This window comes from Thermosipho globiformans (genome assembly GCF_003990895.1).
GTDB classification, from domain to species: domain Bacteria; phylum Thermotogota; class Thermotogae; order Thermotogales; family Fervidobacteriaceae; genus Thermosipho; species Thermosipho japonicus.
On the sequence record NZ_BHXD01000026.1, the window covers coordinates 1 to 5,507 of the forward strand.

At 38.8% G+C, this 5,507-nt stretch carries 1 protein-coding gene; it reads right to left on the reverse strand.

The genetic code is table 11. From position 1 onward, the window contains the following. Positions 1-215: 215 nt before the first annotated feature. Positions 216-5,441, reverse strand: coding sequence for an open beta-sheet domain-containing protein (locus tag EO083_RS10240; protein ID WP_164723717.1), 5,226 nt, complete (start codon positions 5,439-5,441; stop codon positions 216-218). Positions 5,442-5,507 lie beyond the last annotated feature (66 nt).

Here is a 5,507-nt window from a genome sequence, read left to right on the forward strand (position 1 = left end):
TTTTTTTTTTTTTTTTTTTTTTTTTTTTTTTTTTTTTTTTTTTTTTTTTTTTTTTTTTTTTTTTTTTTTTTTTTTTTAATGTCTACATATTTACTTTTTATTTCATATTATATTGAAAACATAATACATTGTGCAAATAACAATAGTGATAATATTAATTATTTTATAAAATAAAAAAAAAAAAAAACAAATATATCTTATTGCATATTTCTTGATCAGGCAGCTACACATGCGAGGGGAACATTGATCATTTCATCACCAGAAGGAGTGCGTTGACTCAAGTCAGGATTAGCTCCCTGTTCAACTCTCCTTTTCATTCCTAAACTTGATTCGTTCTTCGGTAAACAATAGAGTTGATATTTCTTTAGCTTTGAGTCAACAGGTTTACATCCGCTAGAACATGTTGGTACAGGCCTTGTGGTGAAACAGATCTTATCTTCTTTGGAGATAACTTGAGTTCGGTAGGTATTGCATTGTTTCTTATTTTCTTTTTTGTGGTAACCCCATTGCTTCCAATTTACATATGGTCGTCCAGCTTCTCTATCGCTTATCACATCACTGAAACGTATTACTTTTTTCATGCATTTAGAGCTTTCTGCCTTTTTCGCATTTCTCAAAGCTGGTCCTTCGCATCGTTCCTTCAAGATATACGTGGCTGCAAATTCTTCTGGTTTCTGTAGCATGCAGTTCTTTGGAGTGACGAAATCATTTTCGGATCGGCCATCGAAGTCACCACAAAGACCACGTATGGATTGTTGATATGTGTGAGGGAGTTCGATTTGTACATGGTTTCTATCGTAGACTAATTCAATATCATATTTATCTGATATCAATTTAATAGCAGGCCCAGGAAGTTCAAATATTTCAAAGAGAGTTTCATCATTTCTGACATGTTGATAACTTTGTTTCTCTGAGCATTTCACTTTTTGCCCATTAACCAAAGCTGAGAGTTCCATGTCAAACGATCGAAGCAGAATTTCGTCATTACCCAACAAAATTTGAAGTTCTTTTCTCTTATCTTCCGTTTCTTGGGCAACAACGGTCACTTTCATATCTTCGAGAATATTCCATCTCTTATTGGGTTCACTTGGATTATTTCTTGGGAAGGTGGTCAATAACACATGTGCGCATTTACCAAGTTGCAGAGGATAGACTTTACCGTCGAAAGTTACTGCTTGGTGGTTTCCAAGTGTACACGAGGCTGTACATGAGATGTCATCTTCACTTTCGTTCATCTCGTCATTATCAATTCCCATGTCAGTAATATCAATATGGGAGAAAGTAAAAGTCTTTCCAGATGCAGATACTGTGCCTTCTGCCCTTGTCATGTCAGGTGATAATTTTATCTGAACCCTCATATCGTTGTCGTTGTTGTCAGAATATTCCTGAATTTCAGATTTAACTCGTACGTTTAAACCTGTTAACAATTTCTTCTTGCTATTGATAGCTTCTTCTAATCCAATATCAGATTCTCCAGTAGAGCCATGTTTATTAATCGTCATATCTATTTCGTTTAGATTGTTAGCCATTTTTGTAGCTTTCTGGCAATCTTTGACGCTCATATTTTCTTTGCATCTCTTTACTGCTGTCGATCTTTGCACATACGTTTTATAATCTTCACTTTGTTTCATCTGTCCTTTGATGGTGACAAGTGAGTCTTCAGAGCACGTTCTTCCAGATTGAATATTAATGCTGAATTCGTTCGTTGGATTGCTGTCAAGTATTTTTTGATAATCGAAAGGTGCCGTTGCTGAACTTTTTGTCTGACCGTTACCACACATCTGATAAGTTATATCTTGACTAGGTATGTTCGTGTACCAGTAGAAAAGACTTCGGAATTTATTTTCGTCGTTACTACTGGCCAGACACAAGGTACAAGCATGACTACTCTGCCATACTCCAGGTATTTCCAGACTTGCATCAATGACGTACGCCTTTCCAGAATTTATTCCTTTAGAGACCTCCTGTAAAAATTCTTTCCTTCTAGCCGGGCTATCAAGCGCCTGGTGCTTTGTCTTTAGTACTTTGTTGCCGGATTTCCAAGATTCATCGTTTGTATCAAGATTGTTCGATCTAATTTCTTTAGTGTCTAATGTGGCAGTGAATTTAACAGCTTCGTTTTCTTGTAGATTAGGCTTGACATAAACGTCGATTTTTTCGTATGTACCTGAGGCCAATGATGATGGCGTCACCATGTCGTCCCACTTATTTTCACTCCGTAACCATTGTTGAAGTTTTTCAACAAGTTTTTCGGCTTCAACCTCTACGGAGAAAACGCTGTTAGGATCATTCGGAATTCTAATATGCGTTGGTTTTTCCTCTTCTATCTTATGAGTGTTTTTCTCCAAAAGCAACGGGCGCAACGACAGGATTTCATATTGCGAGGTGTAAGGTATCACGCTAAAGTGTACCAGCCTGGTTTTGCTATTTTGTTTTAATGGTTGTAGTGCTACGTCGACCCTGGATTTTTCATTATTTAAACGGAAATCTAGTTTGCATGGTAGGAAAACTTGCATGTTGTTGTCGATGCCCGAAATGAATGCTTGGTGGTCGAATGGCGTTATGAATCCAACTCTTCCTTGATGTTTAGTAGCAGCAAGTAGACGAACATCGAATTTAGATTCCATATCTGGCTTACTTATAACACTGAATTTCTTGATTGTAGGTACGTGTAAAGAGTAAACAAAAGGTAAGCCAGTCTCAGTAGGAAAACTCAAGGTAATGTCGTAACTCAACAATTTGTTCATGTTAACATGATGACTATGTCTTGGAGACATCATATCATGTAAAATTCTTTCGATGGTATGATTATCAAAAGAGAAGTATCGGTTAAGGTACGGCGTCTTAAAGAAGACATTTCCTTCGACTTGCTCAACATTGTCTGATTCAATGTGAAGCATTTTTGCAGTTTTCTCTGCGAATGACTCCTCAGTATCTCCTTTTTCGGATTTATGCCAATACATTTCTAATAGACTTTTTACGCTCGATATACTCATATCTAATTCATAAACAGGACTGAGGAAGCCGTTATAAGAGGGTTGTAAAGCAAAGTGCGTGGACAATGGAATTACGTTATCTACACTTCCGATATAATTCAACATCATTCTGTAAGACAGCTGATCATTTTCTTCCATTTCTGTGAAGTGACTCTCTGAGTAATAATACTTATCGGATTCTGTATTCATTAAATGAAGCACTTTGCGAGCATTCCTTGTTAGTTCTTCCCATTCGGGATAGTTCAAGTTAGCTGCACTTTCGATCGCTGATTTAACGGCTGAATTGACCTGTCCACTGAAGTCGGTATTAGTGAATTGTGCCATCCGCGTGAGCATATCTAACGGTGGATTAGTTCTCATTATTAAGTTGACAGCAGCGCAACGAATTTGATGAACATCCCAGGTATTGAGGTAGATTTTGTATAAGACAGAACGAGCCAGGCTAGGTTTAACCTCACATAATTTTCTCAAAGACATAACCATCAGAAAACGTTGGTAAGTCGATACTCGTTCCTTGCCTTCAAGGTAGGGTTCTAAAACGTTCAGTATCTTTGGATGTCCTGTTAAACCTAAAGCGAGAATATACACCTGAATCCTTGGACTATCTCCATCCTTGATAGCTTTCTTTAATTCTTCCGCGAAGAACGGAATGTATTTTCTTAGAACTGCGTCATTTCGTCTAGAGGATAAACGGCCGAAAACGTTAACTGGATAGTGATTGTAAATGCTGCTGTTAGAAACTTGAGCGCGATGTACTAGTTCAGCGAAGGATAAGACAGCCGACGAATTGAGACACGTTTGTTTTTGTACTTCTGGATTACTTGCCAGTGAAAAGAAAGCATCCACGTATTCGGCTGTAGGTGTTCGCGCAGTCTTAGGAATGGACGCCAAAACATCGGCAGCTTCGCATCCTTCGATCTCCTTCTTCTCGATCCAACGTTTGATGGTCATCAGAGCAGGTCCAGTTCCAGCATTAGCAATGGCATCACGAAATACAGCTCTAGCATTCTCCTTTTTCATTCGATTCGTTTCGTCGGAACCAATTTCATTCCAAACAGAATGCAAGCTTCCTTCGGCCTTATTGATCTGTTCTAGACTCATACTACTGATCAATCTAGAAACAATCGTGAATTTTTCTAGGGTTTCTCGATCAGGCATAACGTTTGGATCTTCCATTTCGCTCGCAATTTCTTGGACAAGCGTCATTACCATTTTACCAGAATTGATCTTATCAGACATCACGACCGCCTTGCCATTGTTACCTATGAATAATGGTAGCATAGGATTTTTAGGTGCTTCGTGTAACGTTGGCTTCATCTGCCGGAATGCTTTATCCTCGTCGCTAACAACGTTCATCTTATCGCTTTTGCCGTATTTCTCCCTCATGAGTCGTAGGTCTTCGTCAGAATCGGCAGAAGAATCCAGTTCATTGGACATTGAATTGGGACTTACGCTAGGTCGTCCAAGTCGTCTCTGTACTGTTTTTGAGAATGGATCGTTGTAAGTGTAAACCAGATTTCCAGTTGATTCAGGATTATTCGGTGCTGGTATCGGGCTTGAAACTTTATTGACGCTAACGAGAGTCACATTCATTTTACTTATTACGATGCTCTCTTGGTCATCTACAAGTCTGGGCTTCATGATTATTTCAGTTGTCGTTACTGCCGTTTGTATGACAAAGTTCTTGAGGTTTCCAGATATAACCATGTTACTTGTTGATGATTTCTTCATGATTTTATCATTGTTCCTAATATCGGATTCCCAGTTTGCATTTCCACTTATTCCAAAATAATAGTCCATACGTTGTTCGCACTTGTCGTAGTTCCTTGTTTTCGTTATGTAAATGTGTTCTCCGTTGCCACGTAATTCTGGTTTTGGCAATATGTGTGGACGATGTTGGAGAACGTCCTCCGTTAATGGTACAACGTCGTAGAGGACCTCACATTTTCCACTTACGCAGTCTTCCATGACACGGAACGTCGCGAAGGGATTATCATCTTCAGGGATTTGAGTATTCTTATTTCCCTTCAAATTTTCTCCTTGCGTATCAGCTTGGAACTGACTGATGATACTTTTGATGATATTGACTTCCCAAGTTGGTACATTTTTGCTGACGATCAAGTCTCTTATGACTCCATGTTTCAATTTGATCACGAAGGGTTCGTTAGAAAGCGGTAGATGCTTGTGTTCTAACATCTGATCAGAGATACGAGAATCCCAACCGTCCGGTAGTTTCTTGTGTATCTGAGCATACTGCGGCTTCAATAATTGTGCTCTAAGAGTGTCGGGCGAGTTACATTGAATCCTTAGCGTCGCTTTCATTAGAATACCAGCGTATTGATCAGATAATGTCTGTAGTCCAGTGAGAGTACGACTACGTACGAGATATTGATATTCTTCCCCAACTTTCCAGCCATGCTCGATGTTGTTATCGAGATTACTCACGGCAACTCCAACAAGGAGTAGCAGAATAAAACGAGACCGCATATTGACAATGTGTCAGTGAACAAG